The sequence below is a fragment of the Streptomyces sp. SBT349 genome (assembly GCF_001083795.1).
GTDB lineage: Bacteria > Actinomycetota > Actinomycetes > Streptomycetales > Streptomycetaceae > Streptomyces.
This window is the reverse complement of record NZ_LAVK01000018.1, coordinates 20,497-44,464: the sequence shown is the minus strand read 5'-3', so window position 1 is coordinate 44,464 and position 23,968 is coordinate 20,497. Positions and strand designations below refer to the sequence as shown.

At 73.5% G+C, this 23,968-nt stretch carries 22 protein-coding genes, 1 pseudogene and 1 riboswitch; of the genes and pseudogenes, 14 read left to right on the top strand and 9 right to left on the bottom strand.

What is annotated here, in order from left to right:
* The 3 genes and pseudogenes from lepB to ADY01_RS36565 all read left to right on the top strand — a co-directional run.
* A partial coding sequence (gene lepB, locus ADY01_RS04210; RefSeq protein WP_234320052.1) for a signal peptidase I occupies positions 1 to 723 on the top strand: 723 nt, incomplete at its 5' end.
* A 29-nt stretch (positions 724 to 752) separates the two neighbouring features.
* The gene (locus ADY01_RS04205) at positions 753 to 1,088 is read left to right on the top strand and encodes a DUF2469 domain-containing protein (RefSeq protein ID WP_049565533.1); all 336 of its coding nucleotides are present in this window, start codon (positions 753 to 755) and stop codon (positions 1,086 to 1,088) included.
* A gap of 90 nt (positions 1,089 to 1,178) precedes the next feature.
* A pseudogene (locus ADY01_RS36565) lies at positions 1,179 to 1,682 on the top strand (peptidoglycan DD-metalloendopeptidase family protein); the annotation flags it as partial.
* 84 nt (positions 1,683 to 1,766) lie between these two features.
* On the opposite strand, the gene ADY01_RS04200 reads toward ADY01_RS36565, so the two are convergent.
* The 5 genes from ADY01_RS04200 to ADY01_RS04180 form a co-directional block, all read right to left on the bottom strand.
* The gene (locus ADY01_RS04200) at positions 1,767 to 2,399 is read right to left on the bottom strand and encodes a TetR/AcrR family transcriptional regulator (protein ID WP_049565531.1); all 633 of its coding nucleotides are present in this window, start codon (positions 2,397 to 2,399) and stop codon (positions 1,767 to 1,769) included.
* Between the two features lie 88 nt (positions 2,400 to 2,487).
* Positions 2,488 to 3,330: an RNA polymerase sigma factor WhiG gene (gene whiG, locus ADY01_RS04195; protein ID WP_049565528.1), complete on the bottom strand. Its 843-nt coding sequence runs from the start codon at positions 3,328 to 3,330 to the stop codon at positions 2,488 to 2,490.
* A 152-nt stretch (positions 3,331 to 3,482) separates the two neighbouring features.
* Positions 3,483 to 4,622, bottom strand: a complete 1,140-nt coding sequence (dprA, locus tag ADY01_RS04190) for a DNA-processing protein DprA (protein WP_049565525.1) — start codon at positions 4,620 to 4,622, stop codon at positions 3,483 to 3,485.
* Between the two features lie 38 nt (positions 4,623 to 4,660).
* A complete protein-coding gene (locus tag ADY01_RS04185) occupies positions 4,661 to 6,271 on the bottom strand; it encodes a YifB family Mg chelatase-like AAA ATPase (protein WP_049565522.1) in 1,611 nt (536 codons plus the stop codon).
* Positions 6,271 to 6,657, bottom strand: coding sequence for a YraN family protein (locus ADY01_RS04180; RefSeq protein ID WP_049565550.1), 387 nt, complete (start codon positions 6,655 to 6,657; stop codon positions 6,271 to 6,273). Before ADY01_RS04180 ends, ADY01_RS04185 begins: the two co-directional genes overlap by 1 nt.
* Positions 6,658 to 7,011: 354 nt before the next feature.
* Here ADY01_RS04180 and rpsB point away from each other — a divergent pair, with 354 nt between their 5' ends.
* The 10 genes from rpsB to ADY01_RS04130 all read left to right on the top strand — a co-directional run bounded on the left by rpsB (position 7,012) and on the right by ADY01_RS04130 (position 18,372).
* Complete coding sequence (rpsB, locus tag ADY01_RS04175) at positions 7,012 to 7,998, top strand: 30S ribosomal protein S2 (protein WP_049565520.1); 987 nt, start codon at positions 7,012 to 7,014, stop codon at positions 7,996 to 7,998.
* Positions 7,999 to 8,044: 46 nt separating this feature from the next.
* Positions 8,045 to 8,881 carry a translation elongation factor Ts gene (gene tsf, locus ADY01_RS04170; protein WP_049565518.1) on the top strand — a complete coding sequence of 279 codons (837 nt, stop codon included), beginning with the start codon at positions 8,045 to 8,047 and terminating at the stop codon, positions 8,879 to 8,881.
* 201 nt (positions 8,882 to 9,082) lie between these two features.
* Entirely contained in the window at positions 9,083 to 9,820 is a 738-nt protein-coding gene (gene pyrH, locus ADY01_RS04165; RefSeq protein ID WP_049565516.1) for a UMP kinase, read from the top strand.
* A 54-nt stretch (positions 9,821 to 9,874) separates the two neighbouring features.
* Positions 9,875 to 10,432, top strand: coding sequence for a ribosome recycling factor (gene frr, locus ADY01_RS04160; RefSeq protein ID WP_049565547.1), 558 nt, complete (start codon positions 9,875 to 9,877; stop codon positions 10,430 to 10,432).
* Positions 10,433 to 10,462: 30 nt separating this feature from the next.
* Positions 10,463 to 11,470 (top strand): phosphatidate cytidylyltransferase, encoded by a 1,008-nt coding sequence (locus tag ADY01_RS04155; protein WP_078899977.1) that lies wholly within the window; start codon positions 10,463 to 10,465, stop codon positions 11,468 to 11,470.
* Positions 11,471 to 11,498: 28 nt separating this feature from the next.
* A complete protein-coding gene (rlmN, locus tag ADY01_RS04150; protein ID WP_049565514.1) occupies positions 11,499 to 12,626 on the top strand; it encodes a 23S rRNA (adenine(2503)-C(2))-methyltransferase RlmN in 1,128 nt (375 codons plus the stop codon).
* Between the two features lie 45 nt (positions 12,627 to 12,671).
* Positions 12,672 to 12,777, top strand: a riboswitch (TPP riboswitch).
* Between the two features lie 35 nt (positions 12,778 to 12,812).
* Positions 12,813 to 13,880 (top strand): thiamine ABC transporter substrate-binding protein, encoded by a 1,068-nt coding sequence (locus ADY01_RS04145; RefSeq protein ID WP_049565510.1) that lies wholly within the window; start codon positions 12,813 to 12,815, stop codon positions 13,878 to 13,880.
* Positions 13,877 to 15,523: an ABC transporter permease gene (locus ADY01_RS04140; RefSeq protein ID WP_049565507.1), complete on the top strand. Its 1,647-nt coding sequence runs from the start codon at positions 13,877 to 13,879 to the stop codon at positions 15,521 to 15,523. Before ADY01_RS04145 ends, ADY01_RS04140 begins: the two co-directional genes overlap by 4 nt.
* On the top strand, positions 15,523 to 16,542 hold the full coding sequence (locus ADY01_RS04135; RefSeq protein ID WP_107081627.1) for an ABC transporter ATP-binding protein: 1,020 nt from the start codon (positions 15,523 to 15,525) through the stop codon (positions 16,540 to 16,542). Before ADY01_RS04140 ends, ADY01_RS04135 begins: the two co-directional genes overlap by 1 nt.
* Positions 16,543 to 16,806: 264 nt before the next feature.
* Entirely contained in the window at positions 16,807 to 18,372 is a 1,566-nt protein-coding gene (locus tag ADY01_RS04130) for a family 10 glycosylhydrolase (protein WP_049565505.1), read from the top strand.
* A gap of 127 nt (positions 18,373 to 18,499) precedes the next feature.
* On the opposite strand, the gene ADY01_RS04125 is transcribed toward ADY01_RS04130, so the two are convergent.
* Together ADY01_RS04125 and ADY01_RS04120 are read right to left on the bottom strand one after the other, a co-directional pair.
* Positions 18,500 to 19,699: a hypothetical protein gene (locus tag ADY01_RS04125; protein ID WP_049565501.1), complete on the bottom strand. Its 1,200-nt coding sequence runs from the start codon at positions 19,697 to 19,699 to the stop codon at positions 18,500 to 18,502.
* Positions 19,681 to 20,388, bottom strand: coding sequence for an ABC transporter ATP-binding protein (locus tag ADY01_RS04120; protein WP_049565538.1), 708 nt, complete (start codon positions 20,386 to 20,388; stop codon positions 19,681 to 19,683). The genes ADY01_RS04125 and ADY01_RS04120 overlap by 19 nt, the downstream gene beginning before the upstream one ends.
* Before the next feature lie 338 nt (positions 20,389 to 20,726).
* Here ADY01_RS04120 and ADY01_RS04115 point away from each other — a divergent pair, with 338 nt between their 5' ends.
* Positions 20,727 to 22,160, top strand: coding sequence for a gamma-aminobutyraldehyde dehydrogenase (locus tag ADY01_RS04115; RefSeq protein ID WP_049565499.1), 1,434 nt, complete (start codon positions 20,727 to 20,729; stop codon positions 22,158 to 22,160).
* Here the strand turns inward: ADY01_RS04115 and ADY01_RS04110 are convergent.
* Together ADY01_RS04110 and ADY01_RS04105 are read right to left on the bottom strand one after the other, a co-directional pair.
* Positions 22,157 to 22,867 carry a glycerophosphodiester phosphodiesterase gene (locus ADY01_RS04110; protein WP_049565497.1) on the bottom strand — a complete coding sequence of 237 codons (711 nt, stop codon included), beginning with the start codon at positions 22,865 to 22,867 and terminating at the stop codon, positions 22,157 to 22,159. The two genes, ADY01_RS04115 and ADY01_RS04110, sit on opposite strands and share 4 nt — an antisense overlap.
* On the bottom strand, positions 22,855 to 23,946 hold the full coding sequence (locus ADY01_RS04105; protein ID WP_078899976.1) for an adenosine deaminase: 1,092 nt from the start codon (positions 23,944 to 23,946) through the stop codon (positions 22,855 to 22,857). The genes ADY01_RS04110 and ADY01_RS04105 overlap by 13 nt, the downstream gene beginning before the upstream one ends.
* Positions 23,947 to 23,968: the final 22 nt, after the last annotated feature.

The following is a 23,968-nucleotide window of genomic DNA, read 5'->3' as shown; positions in this document are numbered from 1 at the left end:
CGCGTGGGGCGGGCGCTGTCCGGGGCGGCGGTGGCCATCGGCTGCGTGATGCTGCTGGGCGGATTCGTGCTGGCCGCCGTTCTGTACCAGCCTTATACGGTGCCGACCGACTCGATGGCACCGTCCGTCACCTCGGGTGACCGGGTGCTGGCGCAGCGGATCCAGGGTGGCGAGGTGCGTCGGGGGGACGTCGTCGTCTTCGAGGACGCGGCGTGGGGCGAGTCGCTGATGATCAAGCGGGTCGTCGGGATCGGCGGCGACACCGTGGCCTGCTGCGATGCGGACGGACAGCTCACCGTGAACGGCCGGCCCGTGGTGGAGCCGTATCTGCTGGACCGGGAGCACCCGGCCTCGCTCACCGGGTTCGAGGCGGAGGTGCCGGAGGGGGAGCTGTTCCTGCTGGGGGACGACCGGGCGGACTCGCTCGACTCCCGCTCCCTGCTGACCGACGCGAGCGCCGGGAGCGTCCCGACGGACGCCGTCTCGGGGCGGGTCGAGGCGGTGGTGTGGCCATTGGGCCGGTTCGGGCAGCTCACCCAGGCCATGGGCTTCTCCGACCTTCCCGGCGGCATCTCGGGGGCCGGGCCGCTGAGGCCCCTGTTCTCCGTCATCACGGGGGGAGCCGTGCTGATCCTCGTGGGGGCGGTCTACCCGCCGCTCGCCCGCCGGATGTCCGGGTCCGGTCCGCCACGGCGTGCGGATGTCTCCGGTGACGCACAATGAGGGGACGCACGGCTGAAGGGGATCACGCCATGAGTGCCGAAGACCTCGAAAAGTACGAGACCGAGATGGAGCTCAAGCTCTACCGGGAGTACCGGGATGTGGTCGGCCTCTTCACGTATGTGATCGAGACCGAGCGGCGCTTCTACCTCACCAATGACTATGAGATGCAGGTGCACTCGGTGCAGGGGGAGGTGTTCTTCGAGGTCTCCATGGCTGATGCCTGGGTGTGGGACATGTACAGGCCGGCGCGGTTCGTCAAGCAGGTGCGGGTGCTGACGTTCAAGGACGTGAACATCGAGGAGCTGAACCGCAGCGAACTCGACCTCCCCGAGGACTCCGGCTTCGGCGGCGGACAGAACGGTTGATCGACTTCTTTCACCCGATCGGGGGGCGAGTCTGTCCACAGATCGGAAGTTGTCCACAGATTCGGGCGCGGCCCGCCAGGGGGCCTCTCGATGGGCCACCCTGCCGGTATGACGGTTGTGTCTGCCTTGCTCTCCGTGATCTTGATCACCGTTCCCCTCGGCCTCTCCGGTTCCCCGGACTCCGCTCGGGACTCCTCTCGTCCCGCTGACCGCTCCGGCCCGGACGGGCCGCCCGCGGTGGCCGTCCCCGCTCCGGCCGACGTGGGCGCCGCCTGGCCCGTGCCGGGGGCGGGCGGGGCCTCCCGGCCGCTGGTGGCCCGCGCGTTCGAGCCGCCGCCCGAGCCCTGGGCGGCGGGGCACCGGGGCGTGGACCTGGCCACGGACGCGGGGGCGCCGGTGCGCTCGGCGGTCACGGGCCGGGTGACCTTCGCGGGCCAGGTGGCCGGGCGCGAGGTGGTCACCATCGAACTCGCCGGCCCGGGGGACGGCTCCCCGCCGCCGCGCGTCACCTATGAGCCGGTGCTGCCGTCGGTCGCGGTGGGGGACCGGGTGGCGGCGGGCGCGGTCGTCGGCGAGCTGGCCGCGGGGCCCTTCCACTGCCCCGGGCCCTGCCTGCACTGGGGACTGCTGCGCGGCGAGACCTATCTCGACCCGCTCTCGCTGCTCCCCGCGCGGCTGCTACGCGGCGGACCCTCCCGGCTGCTGCCGACCACCGGCGTGCCCGTCCCCGGGGACGGCGAGCCCGTTCCCGGGGAGACAGGCGACGCCGTCCAGGGCGGTGTGGACCGCGAGGTCGGCGATCACGTCGGCGGACCAGGGCAGGGGGGAGGCGGCGCAGCGGACGGCCGCGTCCACGACGCCCTGAAGCAGCGCGGCCACGACCCGCGGCTCCGCATGGCCGAGCTCCGCGAGCACGTCGACCACCATGTCCATCAGCCCGCCGTGCGCGGCGCGCACCCGTTCGCGGGCGGCCTCGTCCAGCTCCCCCGCGGAGAAGGCCATGACCGCCCGGTGGCGCTCGTCCGACGCCAGGGCGAGCTGGGTCCGTACATACGCCTCGACCTTCGCCCGAGGGGTCTCGGCCGCGTCCATGGCGCCCGCCACCTCGGCCGCCCACAGCGGCAGGTCGACGGCGCACAGCTCCTCGACCAGGGCGGCGCGGGATCTGAAGTACTCGTAGACCGAGGAACGGGCGAGCCCGGTGCGCTCGGCCAGCGCGGGGAAGGTGAGCGCCTGCACGCCGCCCTCCGTCAGCAGCGACCTCGCGGCGTCCAGCAGTGCGCCGCGCTGCATTCTGCGGTGCTCGGCCACGGTGGCCGCTCGAATCCTGGGCACGCCTTCACTGTAGAGCGTGGCACGCGGGCCGCCAGCGGGTTCACCCGCGAGGGGCGCGCACACCCTAGCCCGTGACGTCGGCGAGCTTGGCGCGCAGCTGGAGCACGGACTTGGTGTGGATCTGGCTGACCCGGCTCTCGGTCACGCCGAGCACCTCGCCGATCTCGGCCAGCGTCAGCCCTTCGTAGTAGTACAGCGTCACTACGGTCTTCTCCCGCTCGGGCAGCGTGTTGACGGCGCGGGCCAGCAGGCGGCGCAGCTCGCGGTCCTCGGCCACCTCCACGGGGTTGTCCGCGGCGGTGTCCTCCAGGGTGTCCATCAGGCTCAGCCGGTCGCCGCCCTCCCCGCCGGCGTGCAGCAGCTCCTCCAGGGCCACCACGTTCGCCAGGGACAACTGGCTGAAGACCGCGTGCAGTTCGTCGAGGGTGACGCCCATCTCCGAGGCGACCTCGGACTCCGAGGGGGTGCGCCGCAACGACGCCTCCAGGGTGGCGTAGGCGCGCTCGATCGCCCGCGCCTTCTGCCGCACGGACCGGGGGATCCAGTCCAGCGCCCGCAGCTCGTCGATCATGGCGCCGCGGATGCGGGTGATGGCGTACGTCTCGAACTTGATGGAGCGGTCGGGGTCGAACTTCTCGATGGCGTCGATGAGTCCGAACACCCCGGAGGAGACGAAGTCGGCCTGCTCCACATTGGGAGGAAGCCCCACGCTGACCCGGCCGGCCACGTATTTCACCAGTGGGGAGTAGTGGAGGATCAGCTGCTCCCGCAGTCGCTCGTCGCCGGTGGACTTGTAGGCGCGCCACAGCTCGTCGAGCGCGGTGGCCGGGGCGGAAGGAGCGTTGCCCTCCGCCGCGGCCGGCGCTGCCGGAGCCGCGTGCTGAGGCCCCAAGGAGTGCTGTGCCATGCGGTGTCTCGAGCCGATCTGCAAGGGGTACGGGTGGGGGGTCTGAGAAGTACCGGCGGAACTCTGTGAGCGTAGCGTGACTACGGGGTCGCTTTGCGCATGTGCCGGTCGCCGGGCATGCGCAGATACGTTCCGCTGCGTGCACCGTGGGGTTACGCGCCGATGCGGGGCCGGTCCTCGGTCCGCCGCCCGGGCGCGGGACCGGCCCGGGTCAACTGCCAACGGTCACCGATGCGTTCGACGAAGCCGAGGGTGTTCAGCTCCCGGAGCCTGGCCTCGGCCGTCGCCACGGCGGTGCACGCGCCCTCGGCCACCTCGGCCACGGGGACGGCGCGGGCCGGGGGCAGCGCGTCGAGCACCCGGGCCGTCTGCGGCGCCAGCAGGTCGCGCGGCACCGCCGGGCCCGACTCGTCGGCGGCCAGCTCTCCTATGTCGCCGACGAGCTCGACGATTTCGCCCGCGTCGCCGACCAGCGTCGCCTCCTCGCGGATCAGCCGGTGCGCCCCGGTGGACAGACCCGAGGTGACCGGGCCGGGCACGGCCATCAGATGGCGGCCGAGCCGGCTCGCGTGCCGGGCGGTGATCAGCGAGCCGCTGCGCCCGGCCGCCTCGACCACCACCGTGCCGCGGGTCAGTGCGGCGATCACCCGGTTCCGCTGGATGAAGCGGCCGCGCGTGGGGTGGTCGCCGGGCGGCAGCTCGCCGACCAGCAGGCCGCGCTCGGCGATGCACCGCAGCAACTCCCGGTGGGCCGCCGGATAGCTGACATCCACCCCGCACGCCAGCACCCCCACCGTGGGCCCCCCGCCCGCCAGCGCGCCGCGGTGCGCGGCGCCGTCGATCCCGTAGGCCGCGCCCGAGACCACCGTCCAGCCGCGCCCGGCGAGCGTGGTGGCCAGCTCCGCCGCCACATGGGCCCCGTAGTCCGTGCAGGCCCGCGCCCCGACCAGCGCGACGGACCGCAGCGCGAGCAGCCGCAGGGAGGAGGTGCCGCGCACCCACAGGCCGATCGGCCGCGCGAGGCCCAGGTCGTTCAGCTGGGTGGGCCACTCGCGGTCCGCCGGGCAGACGAAGCGCCCGCCGGAGCGGGCCATCTGTTCCAGGTCGCGCGCCGGTGCCGCCCGGCCGGCGCGCGAGCGCAGCCCCGCCCAGCGGTCGGCCGAGGCGCCGGGCAGCCGCCCCGAGCCCTCGCGGATCGCCCGCCAGGTCTCCTCGGGCCCCAGATCCGTCAGCCACCTCCCGGTCAGCGGGTCCCCCGGCTCGGCGATCCTGGCCAGCGCCGCCCGCGCCATCCGGCTCCCCTCCGGCTCCCCGGCGCCGCGGGGCCCCGTCACGGCAGGCTGCCCGCGACGCCGGCGCCGCGCCGCACACCGGTGCGCAGCTCAAGGGCCGCGTCGACGTCCTCCGCGGTGGGACGGTCGTGCCCGGCCAGGTCGGCCACCGTCCAGGCCACCCGCAGCACCCGGTCCAGACCACGGGCGGTGAGCAGCCCGCGGTCCATGTCGAGCTCCGCCCGGGCCAGCGCGCAGGGCAGCGGCGCCCAGCGGCTGCGCAGTTCGTGTCCCGGCACCTCGGCGTTGGTCCGCCAGGGCGTGCCGGCGAGGCGGGCCGCGGCCCGCTCCCGCGCGGCCAGCACGCGCCGCGCGACCACGGCCGTCGACTCGCCGCCCCCCGTGGCCACCAGCTCGGCGCGGCTCACCGGCTCCACCGGCACCCGCAGGTCGATCCGGTCGAGCAGCGGGCCCGAGAGCCGGGCCCGGTACCGCCTGACGGTGCTGGGCAGGCAGTCGCAGTCCCCGTTCGGCGAGCCGTGGCGGCCGCAGGGACAGGGGTTGGTGGCCAGGACCAGGAGCACCCGCGCGGGCATCCTGACCACCCCGGCGGACCGGGCCACCACCACGTGCCCCGACTCCAGCGGCTGCCGCAGCGCGTCGAGCACCTGGCTGCTCATCTCCGCCGCCTCGTCCAGGAAGAGGACGCCGTGGTGGGCCAGCGAGATCGCGCCGGGGCGCGGCACCCCGCTGCCGCCACCGACCAGGGAGGCCATGGAGGCGGAGTGGTGCGGCGCGCAGTACGGGGGGCGGTCGATCAGCGGGCGGCCGGTGGGCAGCGAGCCGCCCACCGAGTGCACCGCGGTCACCTCCAGGGCCTCCTGCCGCGTGAGCGGCGGCAGAAGCCCCGGCAGCCGCTCGGCGAGCATGGTCTTCCCCGCGCCCGGGGCCCCCTTGAGCAGCAGGTGGTGGCGGCCCGCCGCCGCCACTTCGAGGGCGCGCCGGGCGACGCGCTGGCCCGAGACCTCACCGAGGTCGGGCGGCGGCTCCCCGCCGGACGGCAGGAACAGCCCGCCGGGCGGTGGATATCCCCAGCCGGGGCCGAGGACCGGGGCGGGGCCGCCCGCCTCGTCCGGCGAGGGCTCCTCCGGCACCGGCTCGTCGGCCAGCACCGCGATCAGCTGGCGCAGGCTGCGCACCCCGAGCACGGCGACATCGGGGACGAGCGCCGCCTCGGCCGCCGCCTGCTCGGGGACCACCACCTGCCGGTACCCGGCGTCGGCCGCCGTGAGCACCGCGGGCAGCACCCCGCGGACCGGGCGGACCCGCCCGTCCAGGCCCAGCTCGCCGACCATCATCACGTCCTCGATCACGCGCGGGTCGATCCGCTCCGCCGCGGCGAGCACGCTGCACGCCACGGCGAGGTCGAAGCCGCTGCCGCACTTGGGCACCGCCGCGGGGCTCAGCCCCACGGTCAGCTTCTTCTGCGGCCACTGGGCACCGGAGTTGATCACGGCGGCCCTGACCCGGTCCCGGCTCTCGTTCAGCGACTTGTCCGCGAGGCCGACCAGCGAGAACGCGGCGACCCCCGGCTCCAGATCGGCCTGGACCTCGACCACCAGGCCCTCGACGCCGATCAGCGCCACCGCGCAGGTGCGGGCGAACGCCATCACGCCACCCCCTTCACATGCTCGACCTCGGGCCTTCCGCGTCCGGGCAGCAGCACCCCGACCATGTCGATGCGCACGCCGCCCGGCGGCGGAACGCCGTGCACCGCGAGCCATCGCTCGCTCATCCACCGGTGCGCCAGCCACCGGAGCCGCGCCATCTTCCGTGGCGTGACCGCCTCCATCGGATGCTGGAACGCGCCGCCCCTGCGGGTCTTCACCTCGCACACCACCAGCGCGCCACCCGCGCGCGGCGGATCCTGCGCCACGATGTCGATCTCCCCGTCCCGGCAGCGCCAGTTGCGCTCGAGGACCGTCATTCCCGTCTCGCGAAGCCTTCGGACCGCCAGGTCCTCCCCGTAGCGGCCGAGCCATCCACGTCTGTTCACCACGCGTCACCTCCGATCACCCACTGTGGCGGCAACCGCCGGACGGATGTGGATCTTGGTGGACAACCAAGGCGTTGTGGATAACTCCGTCACCCCCCCGGGAGGCGGACGATGACCTGTCGCCCGGGGATGTTCCGGTCCCGTACACTTCTGGTGGCGATCCGGGGTCCCGGATCGACCTCGCATGCCCCGCCACTTCGGCGCTTCCGGTCCGGCCGTGGCGTTTCGGTGGCCGCGTCTCTCGGTCTGCGGAGCGGCCTGATCCCAGGCGGTTCCTCAGCGGGCGCGCAGGGGTGTCAGGGGCGCCGGCCAGCCGGGCGGCGCCGACAACCGAGCGTCACAAGGAGAACGGCCATGGCCGTCGTCACGATGCGGGAGCTGCTGGAGAGCGGTGTCCACTTCGGGCACCAGACCCGCCGCTGGAACCCGAAGATGAAGCGGTTCATCTTCACCGAGCGCAATGGCATCTACATCATCGACCTGCTCCAGTCGCTGTCGTACATCGACCGCGCCTACGAGTTCGTCAGGGAGACCGTCGCGCACGGCGGGACCGTCATGTTCGTCGGCACCAAGAAGCAGGCTCAGCAGGCCATCGCCGAGCAGGCGGCCCGGGTCGGCATGCCCTATGTCAACCAGCGCTGGCTCGGCGGCATGCTCACCAACTTCTCGACGGTGCACAAGAGGCTCCAGCGTCTCAAGGAGCTGGAGCAGATCGACTTCGACGACGTGGCGGCCTCGGGCCTCACGAAGAAGGAGCTGCTCGTCCTCTCCCGCGAGAAGGCCAAGCTGGAGAAGACCCTGGGCGGTATCCGCGACATGCAGAAGGTGCCGAGCGCCGTCTGGATCGTGGACACCAAGAAGGAGCACATCGCCGTCGGCGAGGCCCGCAAGCTCAACATCCCGGTCGTCGCGATCCTCGACACCAACTGCGACCCGGACGAGGTCGACTACAAGATCCCGGGCAACGACGACGCGATCCGCTCGGTCACGCTGCTCACCCGCGTGATCGCCGACGGCGTCGCCGAGGGCCTCATCGCCCGCTCCGGTGCCGCCGAGGCCAAGGGCGGCGAGAAGCCGGCCGGCGAGCCGCTGCCGGAGTGGGAGCGCGAGCTGCTCCAGGGCGCGGAGGCCAAGGCCGAGGAGAAGCCCGCCGAGGAGCAGGAGCCCCAGGCCCCCGCCGCCGAGGCGCCCGCCGCCGAAGCCCCCGCCGAGGCGCCTGCTGCCGAGACCCCCGCCGCCGAAGCTCCCGCCGAGGCGCCCGCCGAAGCTCCCGCTGCCGAGGCCCCCGCCGCCGAGGTCCCGGCCGCGCCTGCCGCCGAGACGCCCGCCGAGCAGAGCTGAGCCAGCCGTCCCCGAACGACGACATCCGGAAGAGAATCACGTAACCATGGCGAACTTCACCGCCGCCGACGTCAAGAAGCTCAGGGAGCTGACCGGCGCCGGCATGATGGACTGCAAGAAGGCGCTCGACGAGTCCGAGGGGGACGTGGGCAAGGCCGTCGAGCTTCTCCGCGTCAAGGGCCAGAAGGGCGTGGCCAAGCGGGAGAGCCGCACCGCGGAGAACGGCGCCGTCATCTCGCTGATCGCCGACGACCGTGCCTCGGGCGCGCTGGTCGAGCTGAAGTGCGAGACGGACTTCGTGGCCAAGGGCGACACGTTCCAGGCGGTCGCCCAGACCATCGCCGACCACGTCTTCGCGACCGCGCCCGGCGACCTCGCCGCGTTGCTGGCCTCGGAGATCCAGCCCGGCAAGTCCGTGAAGGACTACGTGGACGAGGCCAACGCGAGCCTGGGCGAGAAGATCGTCCTGGACCGCTACGCCCACTACTCCGGTGCCTTCGTGGCCTCCTACCTGCACCGCACGAGCCCCGACCTGCCTCCGCAGGTCGGCGTTCTGGTGGAGCTGGCCGAGGAGAACGCGACGGTGGCCAAGGACGTGGCGCAGCACATCGCGGCGTTCGCGCCGAAGTTCCTCACCCGTGAGGACGTCCCGGCCGACGTGGTGGAGAGCGAGCGCCGTATCGCCGAGGCGACCGCGCGCGAGGAGGGCAAGCCGGAGGCCGCGCTCTCCAGGATCGTGGAGGGCCGGGTCACCGGCTTCTACAAGGAGAACGTCCTTCTCGACCAGCCCTTCGCCAAGGACAACAAGAAGACCGTGCAGAAGGTGCTCACCGAGGCCGGCGTCACGCTGAAGCGCTTCGCCCGCTTCCGCGTGGGAGCCTGACCACGGCGGGTGCACCGCGCCGTCGCGCCTTCGGCGGCGGAACGGACGTTACCCGGCTATTGTCGGGCGGAAGGCCGTCCGGCCTGAGCAGCACACGGCCGGAGCGACCGCAGTTGTGACGAGGAGGCCATTGCCCAGCAGGGGAACCGCATGGATCCACTGGCAGTGGCCTCCTTGGTGTGTGTGCACGAGGAGAGTTCCATGAACCAGGACGACAAACCCCGGCGTTTCCTGCTGAAGCTGTCGGGAGAAGCCTTCGCGGGCGGCGGCGGGCTCGGTGTCGATCCCGATGTCGTGCACAAGATGGCGCGCGAGATCGCCGCGGTGGTGCGGGACGGCGCCCAGATCGCCGTGGTGATCGGCGGAGGGAACTTCTTCCGCGGCGCCGAACTGCAGCAGCGCGGCATGGACCGGGCCCGCTCCGACTACATGGGCATGCTGGGCACCGTCATGAACTGCCTTGCCCTTCAGGACTTCATGGAGAAGGAGGGCATCGACTCCCGGGTCCAGACCGCCATCACCATGGGCCAGGTCGCCGAGCCCTACATTCCGCTGCGGGCGGTGCGCCACTTGGAGAAGGGCCGCGTCGTCATCTTCGGCGCGGGCATGGGCATGCCCTACTTCTCCACCGACACCACCGCCGCGCAGCGGGCCCTGGAGATCGACGCGGAGGCGTTGCTGATGGGCAAGAACGGGGTCGACGGCGTCTACGACTCCGACCCCAAGAAGAACGCCGACGCGGTGAAGTTCGATGCGCTGGACTACGGCGAGGTCATCACGCGCGACCTCAAGGTGGCCGATTCCACCGCGATCACCCTGTGCCGGGACAACAAACTGCCGATCCTCGTCTTCGAACTGCTCGCGGAGGGCAATATCGCCCGCGCGGTAAAGGGTGAGAAGATCGGCACACTCGTCAACAGCCAGGGACGGCGGGCCTGAAGCCGCGGGCGCCCCGCACCATTCCCCTCACCCCTATCCGACCAGGAGCACATGGTGATCGAAGAAGCCCTCCTCGAAGCTGAGGAGAAGATGGAGAAGGCGGTCGTGGTCGCCAAGGACGATCTGGCGGCGATCAGGACCGGCCGTGCGCACCCGGCGATGTTCAACAAGATCGTCGCCGAGTACTACGGCACCATGACCCCGATCAACCAGCTGGCCTCGTTCTCCGTGCCCGAGGCCCGCATGGCCGTGGTGACCCCCTTCGACAAGAGTTCGCTGCGCAACATCGAGCAGGCCATCCGCGACTCCGACCTCGGGGTCAACCCGACCAACGACGGCCACATCATCCGCGTGGTCTTCCCGGAGCTCACCGAGGAGCGCCGCCGCGAGTTCATCAAGGTGGCCAAGACCAAGGGCGAGGACGCCAAGATCTCGATCCGCGGCGTCCGCAGGAAGGCCAAGGAGATCATGGACAAGGCCATCAAGGACGGCGATGTCGGCGAGGACGAGGGCCGGCGCGGCGAGAAGGAGCTCGACGACACCACCTCCAAGTACGTTGCCCAGGTGGACGAGCTGCTGAAGCACAAGGAAGCCGAGCTGCTCGAAGTCTGATGCGGAGAGACCGGAAAGACGCCTTCACCTGTGAATGACTCATCCTGGGGGCTGCCCCCGGTCGCCGGGTATGTCGGGTCGTCCGAGCGGCCACCCGCCGGCCCGGCGGGTCCCGTACGCGATTCCGGGCCGGCGGCGCAGACTCGCCCTATGTCGATCGTGCCCGCCCCCGGCGGCGGGGAGCCGGAGCGCCGCCAGGAGAGCGCGGGGCGGCAGCCCAGGAAGCGTGCCGGCCGGAACCTGCGCGCCGCCGTGGGGGTCGGCCTCGGCCTCGGGGCCGTGGTCCTGGCCTCGTTGTTCGTCTACAAGCCGGCGTTCCTCGGCGTCATAATGGTGGCCGTCGTCGTGGGGGTGTGGGAGCTCTCCGCGCGGCTGGCGGAGCGCAAGCGGATCCGGGTGCCGCTGCCGCCGCTCGTGGTGGGCGGCGTCGCCACGGTGCTGGCCGGCTATCTGGACGGGCCCGAGGGCGTGTGGGTGGCCATGGCGTTCACCGCCCTGGCCGTGCTGGTCTGGCGCATGGCCCGCCCTCCGGAGAACTACCTGCGGGACATCACGGCCGGCGTCTTCGCCGCCTTCTACGTCCCCTTCCTCGCGACCTTCGTGGCGCTGATGCTCGCCGCCGACGACGGCCACTGGCGGGTGCTCACCTTCCTGGTGCTGACCGTGGTCAGCGACACCGGCGCCTACGCGGTCGGCTGGCGGCTCGGCCGCCGCAAGCTGGCCCCCCGCATCAGCCCTGGCAAGACCCGCGAAGGGCTCGCGGGGGCCGTGCTGTTCGCCATGGTCGCGGGCGCGCTGTGCATGCAGTTCCTCATCGACGGCGGCACCTGGTGGGAGGGGCTCGTGCTGGGCCTCGGCGTGGCCGTCAGCGCGACCCTGGGCGACCTGGGCGAGTCCATGATCAAACGGGACCTGGGCATCAAGGACATGGGCACGCTGCTGCCGGGACACGGCGGGGTCATGGACCGGCTGGACTCGCTGCTGCCCACCGCCCCCGTCGTGTGGCTGCTGCTGCTCGCCTTCGTGGGCGCGGGCTAGCCACGGGATCTGCGACACTGGCTGCACCATGCCTGCACCAGGAGAGCTGACCTTCGTCGCGCCGCGCGGGGCCGTCAAGCCCCCGCGGCACCTTGCCGACCTCACCCCCGCCGAGCGCCGCGACGCGGTGGCCGAGCTCGGCGAGAAGCCGTTCCGCGCCCGGCAGCTGTCGCGCCACTACTTCACCCGCCTGACGGACGACCCGGCCGACTGGACGGACGTCCCCGCCGCCGCCCGCGAGCGGCTGGCGGGCGCGCTGCTGCCCCGGCTGATGACGGTCGTCCGGCATCTGAGCTGTGACGACGGCGCGACGCGCAAGACGCTGTGGCGCCTCGGCGACGGGACGCTGGTCGAGTCGGTGCTGATGCGGTACCCGGACCGGGTGACGATGTGCGTCTCCTCACAGGCCGGCTGCGGGATGAACTGCCCGTTCTGCGCCACGGGGCAGGCCGGGCTCGACCGCAATCTCTCCACCGCCGAGATCGTGCACCAGATCGTGGACGGCATGCGCGCCCTGCGCGACGGCGAGGTGCCCGGGGGCGCTTCCCCCGAGGGCGGCCCGGCGCGGCTGTCCAACATCGTCTTCATGGGCATGGGCGAGCCGCTGGCCAACTACCGGCGCGTCACGGGCGCCATCCGCCGGCTCACCGACGGGGACCCCGACGGGGCGGGGCTCTCCCAGCGCGGCATCACCGTCTCCACCGTGGGTCTCGTGCCCGCGATGCTCCGGTTCGCCGACGAGGGGTTCACCTGCCGCCTCGCGGTCTCCCTCCACGCGCCCGACGACGAGCTGCGTGACACCCTGGTGCCCGTCAACACCCGGTGGAAGGTGCGGGAGGTGCTGGACGCGGCGTGGGCGTACGCGGAGAAGTCCGGCCGCCGGATCTCCATCGAGTACGCGCTGATCAGGGACATCAACGACCAGGCGTGGCGCGCCGATCTGCTCGGCCGCCTCCTCAAGGGCCGTGGCGCGCACGTGAACCTGATCCCGCTCAACCCGACCCCGGGCTCGCGGTGGACCGCCTCGCGCCCCGAGGACGAACGGGCCTTCGTCGCCGGTCTCCAGGCGCACGGCGTGCCGGTGACCGTTCGGGACACCAGGGGCCAGGAGATCGACGGCGCCTGCGGTCAACTCGCGGCCGCGGAGCGCGTGTAGGGGACGTCGTGGCTCCCCTGCTAGGGTGTGCGGTACAACCGTCACACATTCCGACAGGGGAGCGCTCGCAGCGCTGAGAGTGCGGCACCGGCCGCAGACCCTCGAACCTCGCCCAGGTCATGCTGGGTAGGAAGTTCGGATCTCTCTGGTGCTGCCCGTGTGCGTCCATGTCACGAAAGCGACACGATGAAGCGCACCGTCATACTCACCCTGCCCCTCTGCCTCGCCCTCTCCACGCTGGCCGCCTGCGGTAACGGCGACGACGGCGACGCGGAGTCCGGCGGGGGCGACACGGTCACCGTGGTCACCCACGACTCGTTCCTGGTCTCGGACGACGTGCTCGCGCGCTTCACCGAGGAGACCGGCTACACGGTCGAGGTGCTGCGCGCGGGCGACGCCGGGGTGGTGGTCAACCAGGCGGTGCTCTCGAAGGACAACCCGCAGGGCGACGTGCTGTTCGGCGTGGACAACACCCTGCTCTCGCGCGCCCTGGACGCGGGGATCTTCGTCCCGCACCCCGCCGAGGGGCTCGACCAGGTGCCGGAGGCGTACCACCTGGACGCGGGCGAGGACCGGGTGACCCCGGTGGACACCGGCGACATCTGCGTCAACTACGACCGGGCGTACTTCGCCGAACGGGACCTGGAGCCGCCCCGGACGTTCGAGGAACTGGCCGATCCCGCCTACCGGGACCTGCTGGTCGTGGAGAACGCGGCCACCTCCTCGCCCGGCCTCGGCTTCCTCCTCGGCACCGTCGCCGCCTACGGCGAGGACGGCTGGCGGGACTACTGGGAGCGGCTCGCGGACAACGGCGTCGAGGTCGTGGACGGCTGGGAGCAGGCGTACAACGAGCGCTTCTCCGGAGCGGGCGACGGCGACAGGCCGCTGGTCGTCTCCTACGCGTCGAGCCCGCCCGCCGGCGTGGTGTACGGCGGCGAGGAGCGGCCCGAGGAGGCGCCGACGGGCGTGTCCACCGGCACCTGCTTCCGGCAGATCGAGTTCGCCGGGCTGCTGGACGGGGCGGCCAACCCCGAGGGCGGCAAGGCGTTCCTCGACTTCCTGCTGTCCGCCGCGTTCCAGGAGGACCTGCCGCTCCAGATGTTCGTGAACCCGGTGCGGGAGGGCGTCGAACTGCCCGAGGAGTTCACCCGGTACGGGGAGACGATCGACGAGCCGCTGACCATGGACCCGGAGGCGATCGCCGAGGGCAGGGAGCGGTGGATCGACGAGTGGACCTCGCTGGTCGTCAGATGAGGCGCGCGGCCCTCGGCCGACTGGCGCTGCTGGCGGTGCCGCTGGCGTTCTTCGCGGTCTTCTTCGCCTATCCGGTGGCCGCGATCACCGGGCGCGGCCTGCGCGAGGACGGCGTGTGGCAGCTCTCGCGCGCCTGGGAGGCGCTGACGGGGCCCGGCACCGGGGAGGTGCTCTGGTTCACGGTGTGGCAGGCGGCCGCCTCCACCGCTCTGACGCTGACCTTCGCGCTGCCGGGCGCCTATGTCTTCGCGCGGCTCGACTTCCCGGGCAAACGGGTCCTGCACGCCGTTGTGACCGTTCCGTTCGTGCTGCCGACCGTGGTGACGGGCGCCGCGTTCCTCGCGCTGGTGGGGCGCGGCGGCGTGCTGGACGAGCTGTGGGGCGTGCGCCTCGACACCGGCGTGTGGGCCATCCTGCTGGCGCATGTCTTCTTCAACTACGCCATCGTGGTGCGCACCGTCGGCGGGCTGTGGGCCCAGCTCGACCCGCGGCAGGAGCAGGCCGCCCGGGTGCTGGGCGCGGGCCGGTTCGCCGCGTGGCGGCGGGTGACGCTGCCCGCGCTCACGCCCTCGGTGGCCGCCGCCGCGCTGCTGGTGTTCCTCTTCACCTTCACCTCGTTCGGCGTGATCCAGATCCTGGGCGGCCCGCGGTACGCCACGCTGGAGGCCGAGATATACCGGCAGACGGCCCAGCTCCTCGACCTGCCGACCGCCGCCGTTCTCACGCTGCTCCAACTGGTCGCGGTGGCCGCCCTCCTGGGGGCGCACGCGGTGATCACGCGCCGCCGCGAGGGGGCGCTCGCGCTGGTCGATCCGGCGTCCACCGCGCACCCGCCGCGCGGGCGCGCGCAGTGGGCGCTGCTCGCGCTCACGCTCGCGGTGATCGCGCTGCTGCTCCTGCTGCCGCTCGCCGTCCTGGTCGAACGCTCCCTGTCCGGGCCCGGCGGCTACGGCCTGGGCAACTACCGGGCGCTGGCCACCGCGGAGGGCGGCACCTTCCTGGTGGCGCCCTGGGAGGCCATCGCCAACTCGCTGCGCTACGCCGCAGCCGCGACCGCGATCGCCCTGGCCGTCGGCGGCCTCGCGGCGGCGGCGCTGACCCGGCGCGCGGGGCGGTTCACGCGCGGCTTCGACGCGATGCTGATGCTGCCGCTCGGCACCTCCGCGGTCACCGTGGGCTTCGGTTTCCTCATCGCCCTGGACGAGCCGCCGCTGGACCTGCGGTCCTCGTGGATCCTGGTGCCGCTGGCCCAGGCCCTGGTGGGTGTCCCGTTCGTGGTGCGGATCCTGCTGCCCGTGCTGCGGGCGGTGGACCACCGGCTGCGGGAGGCCGCGGCGGTGCTCGGCGCCTCGCCGCTGCGCGCATGGCGCGAGGTCGACCTGCCGCTGGTCCGCCGGGCGCTGCTGGTCGCGGCGGGCTTCGCGTTCGCCGTCTCGCTCGGCGAGTTCGGCGCGACCGTCTTCATCGCCAGGCCCGACTCCCCGACGCTGCCGGTGGCCGTGGCCCGGCTGCTGGGCCGGGCGGGGGAGCTCAACTACGGGCAGGCGATGGCGTTGAGCACGATCCTCATGCTGGTGTGCGCGCTCACCCTGCTCCTGCTGGAGAGCGTCCGCCCGGCCCGCGTCAGTGAGTGGGTGGCCTGATGTCCCTGCTGGAGCTGACCGGCGTGACCGTGCGCTACGGCGACCGCACCGCGCTGGACGCCGTCGGCCTCGGCGTGGCCGAGCACGAGACCGTCTGCCTGCTCGGCCCGAGCGGCAGCGGCAAGTCCACGCTGCTGCGCGTGGTCGCCGGGCTCACCCCCCTCGACGCGGGAACGGTCCTGCTGGGCGGGGCCGACCAGGCGGGCGTGCCGGTGCACCGCAGGGGTCTGGGGCTGATGTTCCAGGACCACCAGCTCTTCCCGCAGCGGGACGTCGGCGGGAACGTCGCGTTCGGCCTGCGGATGCGCCGGGTGGGCCGCGAGGAGACCGGGCGGCGCGTGGCCGAGTCCCTCGACCTGGTGGGGCTGCCGGGCGCCCAGCGCCGGGCCGTCGCCGAGCTGTCGGGTGGGGAGCAGCAACGGGTCGCGCTCGCACGGGCGTTGGCCCCGCGGCCGCGGCTGCTGATGCTGGACGAGCCGCTGGGTCAGCTCGACCGCGATCTGCGCGAGCGGCTGGCGGTGGAGCTGCGCCGCCTCTTCCGCTCGCTGGGCACCACCGTGCTGGCCGTCACCCACGACCAGGGGGAGGCGTTCGCGCTCGCCGACCGGGTGGTGGTGATGCGCGAGGGCCGCGTGGCGCAGGTGGGCAGCCCGGTGGAGGTGTGGAGGCGGCCCGCCGACGCGTTCGTGGCCCGTTTCCTCGGCTTCCGCAACCTGGCCGAGGCCACGGTCCGCGGCGGCGAGCCCCTCGCCGACACCCCCTGGGGCGAGGTGCCGGTGGCGCCGGGGACCCCGCCGGGGCCGTGCCACCTGCTGATCCGCCCCTCGGGGGTGCGGACCGGCGGCGCTCTGGCGGCGCGGGTCACCGCGCGGACCTTCCGGGGGGACCATGTCCTGCTGCTGCTCGACCCGGAGCGCGGCCCGGCGCTGGAGGCGGCCTGCCCGCTGCGCGAGGCCCCGGCCGAGGGGGAGACGGTCGGCGTCGCGTTCGCGGCGGACGAGGTCGTCGCGCTGCCCTGAACGCGACCGTGACCGGCTCGCGGCGGCGGAGAACGCCAGAGGCACGGTGCCCGCGGCGAGGCGCCCGCGCCATGAGAAGCCGCGCGGGGCGGGCGAACGACGGAGGGCGCCGGCATGGCGGGACGTCGCGAAGCGGGGCGGGCGGGGGCGGAGAGACCACCGGCCCCGGCGGATTGTGGAAGTGATGAAAGTTTTCATCTAGGCGGGGGGACGGCGGCGAAGTAAATTGTCGGCTCGCACACCAACTCCCCGGGAGAAGCCCGTATGAGACGGATCCTGCCCGCCCTCCTCGCCTGCCTCGGCCTGCTCGGCGGCAGCCTCGTGGCCGCCGGGCCCGCCGCGGCACAGGACGCAGGCAACCCGCCCGAGCAGTGGCGCAGTTACTGGGTCGACGCCTTCAACGAGGGCATATACACGCCGGATCAGGTCACCGCGCTGATAGACGACGCGCTCGCCGTCAACGCCAACGCCCTGATCGTGCAGACGGCCCGCCGTTACGACTGCTTCTGCAACCGGGCCCTCTACCCCCGCACCGACGCGGCCATCGACCCGGCGCCCTACGACCCGCTGGACGAGGTCATCGCCCAGGCCCACGCCGCGGGTCTGGAGGTGCACGCCTGGGTCAACGTCAACACCATGTGGAACAGCGCCACCGCGCCCACCTCGCCCGAGCACGTCTTCAACCAGCACGGCCCCTCCGCCCAGGGCGCCGAGCGCTGGCTGAACCGGAAGGCGGACGGCACCGAGCTCGTCGGCGCCAACGCCTACATCGACCCCGGCCACCCCGCCGCCGTGGAGTACATCGTCGCGGGGATCCAGAGCATCGCCCGCGAGTACGACGTGGACGGCATCAACCTGGACTACATCCGCTACCCCGACGGCAGCGCCCAGACCACGCACAGCGACTGGGGGTACAACGAGGTCTCCCTGGCCCGTTTCCAGCGGGCCACCGGCCGCACCGACGTGCCCGCGCCCGCCGACGGGCAGTGGGGCGACTGGCGCCGCGACCAGGTGACCAACCTGGTCCGCCGCGTCTACCTGGGCCTGTGGGAGGTCGACCCGACGGCCCGGCTCTCCATGGACGCCATCACCTACGGCTTCGGGCCGCAGTCCGTCGGCGGCTGGGAGTCCACCCGCACCTACGCCGAGGTCCTCCAGGACTGGGCGGGCTGGCTGGACGAGGGGATCATGGACACCGTCGTCACCATGAACTACAAGCGGGAATGGCAGCCCGACCAGGCGCGGATGTTCGCGGAGTGGTCCGAGTTCCTCGCCGACGCCCAGGGCGACCGCCAGGCGGTCAACGGTCCCGCTCTCTACCTCAACTCGGTCGACGACAGCCTCCGCCAGGTGGACCGGGCGCTCGCCGAGACCCCGGCGGGGAACACCGCGACGGGCTGGAGCGGCTACTCCTACGCCAGCCCGAGCCTGGACTCCGCCGCCAACGGGGCCGACGCCGAACGTCGGCGGCTCGCCGAGGCGCTGACCACCGGCCCCGACGCCCCGTTCGCCGAGGAGGCCGAGGTCCCGGCCATGGGCTGGAAGGCGCGCCCCGGCGAGGGCCATGTCACCGGTGAGCTGGCCCTGCGGGACGGCACGGCGCTCGACGGCGCCGAGGTCACCCTGACGCCGCTGCGGCCCGGCGGCGAGGAGGTCACCCAACGCGCCGACGGCACGGGGTGGTTCGGCTTCGCTCACGTCGACCCCGGCGTCTACCTGGTCCGCGCCGACCTGCCGCGCGGCGTGGTCGGCGCGCCGCTGACGGTGGTGAGGGTGGAGCGCGGCGCGATCGCGGAGGCGGACTTCCCGCCGTTGATCGGCCTGCCCTGACCGGCCGCGCCGCCCCACGCGCCGTTCCCCCGACCGCCTGACGCACCGCGGCCCGGCCCCCGTGCCTCCCCGCCGGGGCCGGGCCGCGCTGTGCGCGTCGCGGGCGGGCGCCGCGCGGCGCGTTCGCTCAGTGGCCGGCCGGCAGGGTGAACAGGAACGCCGTCAGCCAGGTCAGCGGCAGCACCAGCGCCAGCAGCGTGGCCGCCCTCAGGGCCGCCGCGCCGCGCAGCAGTCCCCTTGGGGCGCCGAGGCGCAGCAGCGTGGCGATCGCCGACCTGCGCTCGGCCCGCGCCTCGACGGCCACGGTCGCCACCGTGCCCACCGCGCAGACCAGCACCACACCCGTGCCCAGGGTGCCGAGGGGGCCGAACTCCCGCAGCCCGTCCAGCTCCACCGCGCCCAGCAGGCCCGCGCCCGAGGCGGCCAGCGCCCCGAGCGGCCGTCCGAGGCGGCGCGCCTCGTCCTGGAGCGTCCGCCCGGCGAGCAGCCGCATCACGCCGGGGCGCCCGCCGCACAGCAGCAGCCCGCAGACGTGCACGAGCCCGGGGCCCGCCAGCACGATCCCGGCGGCGATCAGCAGCCAGCCGCCCACCACGCCCGCGGCCACACCCCCCAGCACGCCGTGCAGCGGCAGCCAGCCGTCCGCGGCCGCGGGCGGCGCCTCGTCGCCGCCGTAGGCGGCGAGCGCGATGCCCGCCGTGGCCAGGGCGGTGCCCCAGGGCAGCCCGGCCGGGGCCGGGGTCGGGGCTCCGGCGCGGGCGATGGCGAGGGCGGCGGTGGCGTCGCCGGGCGGTACCAGGTCCCGCCGGGGCGGCGGCATCGGGCGCCGGACCGCGAGCGCGCTGGCCAGGGCCGCCACCCCGGGCACCACCGTCAGCAGGGTCAGCGCGGCGCCCAGCGGCAGCGGCCGCCCTCCGGCCAGGGGCCCGGCCGCCGCGCCGTCGAAGGGCAGCCCCGAGATGTCGCCGCGCAGATGGAGGAAGACGGCCAGCGCCAGCGCGCTGCCGAGCAGCCCCGCCACCGCCGCCGATGTGGCCGCGAGCGTCGGCAGCCTGGCCGGGCCCATCCCGGCGGCGGACAGCCCCGAGCGGGGCCGGGCGGCGGGGTCGGCTCTGGCCACCGCCACGGCCAGCTGAACGGTCGCGGCCAGCGGCACCGCGCACCAGGCCAGGCGCAGCACCGCGGCCCGGCCGCCCGAGGGGTCGGCGGAGGCGTGGGCGAGCGCGGCGAGCAGCAGGAACCCCACGCAGCCGGCGGCCCCGGCCAGCAGCAGCCGCCGGAGCAGGGCCAGGGGCGCCGACCCGCGGGCTAGACGGAGAGCGAGCATGCGGCCGGGTCCGTCGCGCCGGACTCCCGGCCGTCGACGATCGTGACGGTGCGGTCCGCGAGCGTGGCCACCTCGGCGTCGTGGGTGGCCAGCACCACGGTGATGCTGTGCGAGCGGCCCGCGGTGGTCAGGGTGCGCAGCACCTGCGCGCGGTCGGCGCAGTGCAGCGGCGCGGTCGGCTCGTCGGCGAAGAGCACGTCGGGCTGGTGCACCAGGGCGCGGGCGATCGCGACGCGCTGGCGCTGGGACTGGAGCAGCGCGGCGGGCCGCTTGCGCGCGCACTCGCCGACGTCGAGCCGCTCCAGCCACTCCAGGGCGGTGCGCCGCGCCTTGCGGGGGACGGCGCCGCCCAGCAGCAGCGGGAGCGCCGCGTTCTCCCAGGCGGTCAGCTCGGGCACCAGCTGGGGGCTGTCACCGACCCAGCCGAAACGGTCCCGGCGCAGCCGCTCGCGGGAGTTGGGGGTGAGGGTGTGCACCGGCATGCTGTTGAACCAGACCTCGCCGCTGGCGGGCACCAGCTGGCCGGAGAGGCAGCCGAGCAGGGTGGTCTTGCCGCAGCCGCGCGGTCCCGTCACGGCGAGGATCTCGCCCTGCCGGATGCCGACGGTGACTCCGAGGAGGGCGGGAGAGCCGTTGTGGGCGTAGTGCACATCGCGTGTCCACAGCACGTCGTTGTCGGGTGGGGCCATGGTCTGCGGCACCTCCGCTCGTATCGCTTCGATTCCCCCGGCCGGGTGGACGGGTGGCCGGGGAGACGGTCACAGCCACCTCGGCACGCTGACACAGTGCCGCCAACCGCCCACGGCGACTCGGCGAGTAGTCCGAAGAATCCTCCGGACGGTGCACTCGCGGCGCCGGGCGGCGGAAAATATCCCTTGCGACGGGACTTCCGGCGCGGTTTTTGCGTGTCGATCCCGCGTCGGGAGGCGGATCTGTGGTCCGTGCCGGTGTTGTGTGACCGAGGTGGGGGCATAGGCTGCATAGCCGTAGGGGGGCCCGGACAGGACAGGGAAGGCAGGAGGGTGCCGTGACGGCCGAGCCACGCCGCTGGCGGAATTACATCGACGGAGAGTTCAGGGATGCCGCGGACGGGCGGACGATGGAGGTGGTGGACCCCACCACCTCCGCCGCGTACGCCACCGCGCCGCTGTCCGGCGCCGCCGACGTCGACGCCGCGATGGCCGCCGCGGCGGCCGCGTTCCCCGCCTGGCGCGACACCACGCCGGCGGCCAGGCAGCTGGCGCTGCTGAGGATCGCGGACGCCTTCGAACGCCACGCGGACGAGCTGCTGGCCGTCGAGTGCGAGAACACCGGCAAGCCGCTGGAGCTGACCCGGCAGGAGGAGCTGCCGATGATGCTGGAGCAGATCCGGTTCTTCGCCGGCGCCGCCCGCATGCTGGAGGGCAAGTCGGCGGGCGAGTACATGGCCGGGATGACCTCGTTCGTGCGGCGCGAGCCCATCGGTGTCTGCGCCCAGGTCACCCCGTGGAACTACCCGGTGATGATGGCGGTCTGGAAGTTCGCCCCGGCGCTCGCGGCGGGGAACACGGTGGTGCTCAAGCCGTCCGACACCACGCCCGCCTCCACCGCGTTCATCGCGGGACTGCTCGGCGAGATCCTGCCCGCGGGCGTCTTCAACGTGGTCTGCGGCGACCGGGACACCGGCCGCCTGATGGTCGAGCACCCGGTCCCCGCCATGGCCTCCATCACCGGCTCGGTGCGCGCGGGCCTGGAGGTGGCCGCCAGCGCGGCCAAGGACCTCAAGCGGGTCCACCTGGAGCTGGGCGGCAAGGCGCCCTGCGTGGTCTTCGAGGACGCCGACATCCCGGCGGCGGCCGAGGCGATCAGGGACGCGGGCTTCTTCAACGCGGGCCAGGACTGCACGGCCGCGACCCGCGTGCTGGTGCACGAGTCCGTCCACGACGAGTTCGTCGCGGCCCTCGCCAAGGCCACCGAGGAGGTCAAGACCGGCGACCTCGCCGATCCCGACTGCTTCTACGGCCCGTTGAACAACGCGACCCACTTCGCCAAGGTCTCCGGCTTCGTCGAGCGCCTGCCCGCCCACGCCACCGTCGTCACCGGCGGCCACCGGGTGGGCGAGCGCGGCTGGTTCTACGCGCCCACCCTGGTCACCGGCTGCCGCCAGGACGACGAGATCGTCCAGCAGGAGGTCTTCGGCCCGGTGATCACCGTCCAGAGGTTCGCCGACGAGGCCGAGGCCACCGCCTGGGCCAACGGCACGGACTACGGGCTCGCCTCCTCGGTGTGGACCAGGGACCACTCCCGCGCGATGCGGATGTCCAAGGCCCTGGACTTCGGCTGTGTCTGGCTCAACACCCACATCCCGCTGGTCGGCGAGATGCCGCACGGCGGCTTCAAGAAGTCCGGCTACGGCAAGGACCTCTCCGCCTACGGCCTGGAGGACTACACGCGCGTCAAGCACGTGATGACGGCGCTCTAGCCGGGCCGGCCCGGGATCGCCGCCTCCCGGCGGTCGAGCTCCTTGCGGAGGGCGGCGATCCGGTTGGTGGTGACGGCGGTGACGCCCAGGCCGATCAGCCGCCGCATGGAGCGGCGGCTGTCGGCCGTCCAGGCCGCCACCCGGTAGCCCTCGGCCTCGGCGCTCACCACCGTGGCCCGGGTGACCAGGCCGAAGCGGTAGTTGAGCCACCGGGGCCTCACCTCGGCCAGCAGCGAGGCGCGGGGGCGGGACGCCCTCTTCCACGTCAGCGCGATCTCCGCGTCGGCGTCGGCGGCGCGGACCGCGCGCAGCGCGCCCGGGTCCCCGCTGTAGTACACCCGCCCCTCGGCGCCCGTGGCGTGGACCGTCGCGACCGCGGCCCGCGCCGTGACCGGCAGCCGCTCCGGCAGGTCGATCAGCGTGCGGACGGGCGCGGTGACGGCCAGCGCCTCGGCGAGCGTCGGCACGCCGCCGCCCGTCAGCTCCGCGACCCGCGCCGCGGTCACCTCGGCGACCGCCTCCTCGCTGCCCCAGAGCCGTTTGAGCGTGGCGTCGTGGATCACCACCGGCACGCCGTCCGCCGTGGCGCGCACGTCGAGTTCGACGGCGTCGGCGCCGGACGCGATGGCCGAGACGAACGAGGCGAGGGTGTTCTCCCGCGCCACATAGGGGTCGCCGCGGTGGGCGACCGCGATCACCCCCGCCACGCGGCCAGGTAGCCGTCGATCTCGCCCCGCAGGCGCGCCCTGCCCGGCGCGTCGAGGGACGAGGCGTCCACCGCGTTCTTCGCCAGCGCCGCCACCCCGGCCGCGTCCAGGCCGAGCAGCCGCGCGGCGACGGCGTACTCGTTGTTGAGGTCGGTGGAGAACATCGGCGGGTCGTCGGTGTTGACCGTGACCTTCACGCCGGCGGCGGCCATCTCGCGGATGGGGTGCTCGTCCAGCGAGGGAACGGCCTTGGTGGCGACGTTCGAGGTCGGGCAGACCTCCAGCGGGATGCCGTGTTCGGCCAGGTGTGCCAGCAGCTCGGGGTCCTCGGCCGCGCTGGTGCCGTGCCCGATCCGCTCGGCCCGCAGGTCCCGCAGCGCGTCCCACACCGTGCCGGGGCCCGTGGTCTCCCCGGCGTGCGGAACGCTGTGCAGCCCGGCCGCGATGGCGCGGTCGAAGTACGGCTTGAACTGCGGGCGCGGCCAGCCGATCTCGGGCCCGCCGAGGCCGAACGAGACCAGCCCGTCGGGCCGCAGGTCGCAGGCCATCCGCGCGGTCTCCTCGGCCGCCGGGAGGCCCAGCTCGCCGGGGATGTCGAAGCACCAGCGCAGCACGACGCCCAGCTCGCGCTCGGCGGCGGTCCTGGCGTCCTCGATGGCCTCCATGAACGCGACGTCCGGGATGCCGCGCTTGACCGAGGTGTGCGGCGTGACGGTCAGCTCGGCGTAGCGGATGTTCTGCCGGGCCATGTCGCGGGCCACCTCGTAGGTGAGCAGCCGGACGTCCTCGGCGTCGCGGATCAGCTCGACGACGGAGATGTAGACCTCGATGAAGTGGGCGAAGTCCCGGAAGGTGAAGAACTCGGCCAGTGCTTCCTCGTCCTTGGGCACCGGGGAGTCGGGGTGCCGGGCGGCCAGCTCCGCGACGATGCGCGGGGAGGCGGAGCCCACGTGGTGCACGTGCAGCTCGGCCTTGGGCAGTCCGGCGATGAAGGCGGTGAGGTCGGTCCGAGCGGTGGAAGCGGTCGGAGCGGGCGGATTGGTCAACGGGCCCTCCGGAGGCAGTCGGTGCGGACTCATCGTAGGCAGGCGGCCGGAGGCC

Bases quoted from the DNA above. Each gene is read 5' to 3' on its own strand.
- ADY01_RS04205 (WP_049565533.1), top strand. From the start codon at position 753: ATGAGTGCCGAAGACCTCGAAAAGTACGAGACCGAGATGGAGCTCAAG.
- whiG (WP_049565528.1), bottom strand. From the start codon at position 3,330: ATGGCACAGCACTCCTTGGGGCCTCAGCACGCGGCTCCGGCAGCGCCG.
- dprA (WP_049565525.1), bottom strand. From the start codon at position 4,622: ATGGCGCGGGCGGCGCTGGCCAGGATCGCCGAGCCGGGGGACCCGCTG.
- ADY01_RS04185 (WP_049565522.1), bottom strand. From the start codon at position 6,271: ATGGCGTTCGCCCGCACCTGCGCGGTGGCGCTGATCGGCGTCGAGGGC.
- rpsB (WP_049565520.1), top strand. From the start codon at position 7,012: ATGGCCGTCGTCACGATGCGGGAGCTGCTGGAGAGCGGTGTCCACTTC.
- tsf (WP_049565518.1), top strand. From the start codon at position 8,045: ATGGCGAACTTCACCGCCGCCGACGTCAAGAAGCTCAGGGAGCTGACC.
- pyrH (WP_049565516.1), top strand. From the start codon at position 9,083: ATGAACCAGGACGACAAACCCCGGCGTTTCCTGCTGAAGCTGTCGGGA.
- rlmN (WP_049565514.1), top strand. From the start codon at position 11,499: ATGCCTGCACCAGGAGAGCTGACCTTCGTCGCGCCGCGCGGGGCCGTC.
- ADY01_RS04145 (WP_049565510.1), top strand. From the start codon at position 12,813: ATGAAGCGCACCGTCATACTCACCCTGCCCCTCTGCCTCGCCCTCTCC.
- ADY01_RS04140 (WP_049565507.1), top strand. From the start codon at position 13,877: ATGAGGCGCGCGGCCCTCGGCCGACTGGCGCTGCTGGCGGTGCCGCTG.
- ADY01_RS04135 (WP_107081627.1), top strand. From the start codon at position 15,523: ATGTCCCTGCTGGAGCTGACCGGCGTGACCGTGCGCTACGGCGACCGC.
- ADY01_RS04130 (WP_049565505.1), top strand. From the start codon at position 16,807: ATGAGACGGATCCTGCCCGCCCTCCTCGCCTGCCTCGGCCTGCTCGGC.
- ADY01_RS04125 (WP_049565501.1), bottom strand. From the start codon at position 19,699: ATGCTCGCTCTCCGTCTAGCCCGCGGGTCGGCGCCCCTGGCCCTGCTC.
- ADY01_RS04120 (WP_049565538.1), bottom strand. From the start codon at position 20,388: ATGGCCCCACCCGACAACGACGTGCTGTGGACACGCGATGTGCACTAC.
- ADY01_RS04105 (WP_078899976.1), bottom strand. From the start codon at position 23,946: ATGAGTCCGCACCGACTGCCTCCGGAGGGCCCGTTGACCAATCCGCCC.